At 63.8% G+C, this 3,241-nt stretch carries 4 protein-coding genes; all 4 read left to right on the top strand.

Annotated features, from left to right (window positions below; translation table 11 throughout):
- Nucleotides 1-600, top strand: a 600-nt coding sequence (locus BMX92_RS26635) for a DUF3313 family protein (RefSeq protein WP_093022748.1), incomplete at its 5' end; no start/stop codon positions are given.
- A gap of 92 nt (nt 601-692) precedes the next feature.
- Nucleotides 693-1,094 carry a glycine zipper 2TM domain-containing protein gene (locus BMX92_RS26630; protein ID WP_093022745.1) on the top strand — a complete coding sequence of 134 codons (402 nt, stop codon included), beginning with the start codon at nt 693-695 and terminating at the stop codon, nt 1,092-1,094.
- A gap of 281 nt (nt 1,095-1,375) precedes the next feature.
- Entirely contained in the window at nt 1,376-2,170 is a 795-nt protein-coding gene (locus BMX92_RS26625) for a MipA/OmpV family protein (protein ID WP_177185290.1), read from the top strand.
- Between the two features lie 58 nt (nt 2,171-2,228).
- Nucleotides 2,229-3,241, top strand: a 1,013-nt coding sequence (locus BMX92_RS26620) for a TolC family protein (RefSeq protein WP_143066934.1), incomplete at its 3' end; no start/stop codon positions are given.

The raw sequence follows: 3,241 nt of genomic DNA, 5'->3' as shown, positions 1-3,241 counted from the left end.
GAATTGTCCGCAGAAGAAAGGGCGATGGTGCTTCACGAAGTCGATCGTCAGATCTGCTTCGAAGTCAGCGAACGCTTCCTGATCGCACCCGAGCCAAGGCCAGTCGCCGGCACGATCCGCACCGTTATCGTCCGCCTGCAATCCAACAGTCGCGTAGGCTCGGTTGCCGCTGCGGCAGTGGATTTCGTCAATCCCATCCCTGTCGTCAATTTCCGCGTTCCCGCATCGACCGGCGGCCTCGCCGTGGAATCCGAACTGCTTGCGCCGGATGGGCGGCAAGTGGCGGCAATGCTATGGACGAAGAATGCCGGCATGGTCGGCCGGGTCAAACCCTCGCTCTCTCGCGCGGGCGATGCCCTGCAGCTGGCTGAGCCGCTCGGCGACAGGGTTGGCAAGAGCTTCGCGAGCAAGGACCGTCCAAGGATCAAGCTTGGCAAAATCGACCCCTGCGCCCGCTTTGGCTCGCGCAAGAACGTCAAGCGCCGCTTAGCGAGCGGCGTGGTCGGGGGGATCACCGGCCTTTACATGCCGCAGGTCGCCGGAACCAGTGGGCCGGAAACCGAAACCGATCGAGTTCGAGATGCAAAGCCTGAACAGTGACTGGCGTTGCATGACCACATCCGACCTCTCAGCCGAGCCCGTTAAACAAGGCTTGGTCGAACGTCCAGGATATCAAAGGAAGACTCCATCACATGCGGCGAATACTAATAGTTCCTGCTCTGGCTGCTATCCAGTCGCTGAGTGCCTGTGTGACCGACGACTATGGCGGGCGCGGTGGTTATGGGCGACCTGGCTTTAGCAATCGGGATCGAGATCTGGACCGCCGTGACGGTCGTCGCCACGATGGTCGGCATGTCGCTCGCGAGCGTCGCCAACTCGGCAAGAAAGACCGTATCTACCGCGACCGTGACGGACGCTACTTCTGCCAGCGCCGGGACGGTTCTCGCGGCGCCATTGTCGGCGCACTGGCCGGCAGTGTTCTCGGCAACATCATCGCGCCCGGAGATTGCAAGACACTCGGGACGATCCTGGGCGCCGGCGGCGGCGCGTTTGCGGGACGGGCGATCGATCGACGAAATGTTCGTTGTGAATAGCCTTGGCTCCCACTCATCGGGCGAGCCCAGTCCTGTATTTCCTTGCGAGCACCTCGGGTCGCACCTACTTCAAAAAGGGACTCGCAGTTCGCCGGTACCAGGGTTTGAGACTGCGTCAGGTGGGCAGGCCAGGCGGCACTAACACGCCCGGCCCAGCCGTCATCCGGTCAACAAGCCATACCGGTGAAGGTGTGAGGGTGTGCCGTGGCACGCCCTCACATTCTTCTCTTCCACTCCCCCCCTGCCTTCGAACAGGCATGAGCACGAAAGCGAGCCTCATCATGATAATCTGTCGTAAAAGTTGCAACCGGCGTTCCACCGCGCTGCTAATCGTCGCGGCAGGTGTCGCCGCGGCAGGTAGCGCCCATGCGCAGACGCAGGCCCAGGCGCAATCGCAGAACCAGGATCATATCGTGCTGGGCATCGGCGTTGCCGCCACGCCTGCCTACCAGGGCTCCGATGACACCCGGATCATTCCCATCCCCGCGATCGATATCCGCAAAGGCTGGTTCTTCGCGAACTTGCGCAACGGCATTGGTGTCATCCCGATCACCAGCGAGCATTTCGAGATCGGCGCGAGCGCCGTCTTCGTCCAGGGCTATCGCGGCAAGGACATGCCCGAGGGTATCGACAAATTGTCCGATGGTGTGGGCGCACGGCTCTTCACCAACATCCGGGCGGGCGGCTTCGTGGCAACGCTGGGAGCAGTCAAGATCGTTTCCGGCGGCACCAAGGGCATGGTCGCGGATGCAAACCTCTCCTATCCGATCCCTGTGTCGTCGCGCTTCATGCTCACCCCCACAGTCGGCACGACCTGGGCCAATCGCAAATATAATGATCGCTACTTTGGCGTTACGCTGGCCGAATCCCTTGCATCGGGCCTGCCGCAGTTCGGCATGAGCAGCGGATTCAAGGATGTCTCGGGCATGTTGACTGCAACCTACCGCCTGACCGACCGGATTACGTTCAGCGCCACCGGCGGCGTGACCTCGATGATCGGCGATGCCAAGGACAGCCCACTGGTCGAGAAGAAGACCCAGCCATCGGGCATTCTCACGCTGACCTACCGTCTTTGAAGCGCGCGGGCGGGGAGCAATCGCCTCGCCCTGCCTTCGGCCAGAGTGGAATTTCAAGATGAAAAGCTCCGTTTCGCGGCTGCGGACGGCGGTGACGCGCGCGCTTGTCTGGCCGGCGCCCGGACTGGGCGTGGCACTCTGGCTGGCTGGATGCGTGAATGCGCCGCCGATCCGCCCGGCAGCAGTCGAGCTGCCGGCAACTTATGATGCCGTCGGCTCCGCTCTTCCGGCGGGCGCGCTCGATCGCTGGTGGCTGCTCTATAACGATCTGCAACTCCAGGGGCTGGTCGATCAGGCCCTGGCTGGAAGTTTTTCGGTGCGCGAGGCGTTCGCGCGGCTGACCGAGGCGCGCGCCACCCGCGCGTCGGCGCTGTCCCGTTATGGCCTTCAGGGCAATGCACAGGCGACCGGGGAAATCCGCCGGACTGACTATGTGTCGGCCCCCGATCTGGATATTCCCGGCCTCGGCTCGCTGACCAATCTCTTTGCCCCCAATACGACGAAGACCGGCAATGTCTCCCTTCCGGTGAGCTGGGAACTGGACCTGTTCGGGCGGCGCGGCGTTGCGCGCGATGTGGCCGATGCGGACCTTGCCGCCGAGCGCTTCAACTATGAAGGGGTCCGGGCCCTGCTCGCCGCCGATGTCGCGCGCGGCCTCTTCGAGGCGCGGGGACTTGCCGCCCAGCTTGAGGATGCGCGCGCCAGCGAACATATCCAAGACCAGATCGCCAACGTTGTCCGCGTTCGCGCCGCCCGCGGCCTTGTCGCCGCCTCTGATCTCGACAGGGTGGAAAGCGATCTCGCGCAGGTGCGGGCGCAGGCTGCCGACATTGCCGGCGCGCTCGATGCGAGCCGGCGTGTGCTGCTGGTGCTGATCGGAGCGGGAACAGCGCCGCTGCAGAGCCTCGCGATCGCGCGGCCTGAGGTTCGCGTGCCCGACGTGCCGGACACGCTTCCTGGCGCGCTGCTGATCCGCAGACCCGATATTCGCGAAGCCGATGCCCGCCTTGGCGCGCAGACCGGCAATGTGCGACTTGCCGAACTGGCTTTCTATCCGACCATCACGCCCCA

The sequence above is a fragment of the Sphingobium sp. YR768 genome, from assembly GCF_900111125.1.
Taxonomy (GTDB): domain Bacteria; phylum Pseudomonadota; class Alphaproteobacteria; order Sphingomonadales; family Sphingomonadaceae; genus Sphingobium.
Note: the sequence above shows the minus strand (reverse complement) of the source record. Positions and strands in the feature narration are given on the sequence as shown.

What these genes read in the sequence shown, in the direction of transcription:
- BMX92_RS26625 (WP_177185290.1), top strand. Translation starts at nt 1,376, where the DNA reads ATGATAATCTGTCGTAAAAGTTGCAACCGGCGTTCCACCGCGCTGCTA.
- BMX92_RS26630 (WP_093022745.1), top strand. Translation starts at nt 693, where the DNA reads ATGCGGCGAATACTAATAGTTCCTGCTCTGGCTGCTATCCAGTCGCTG.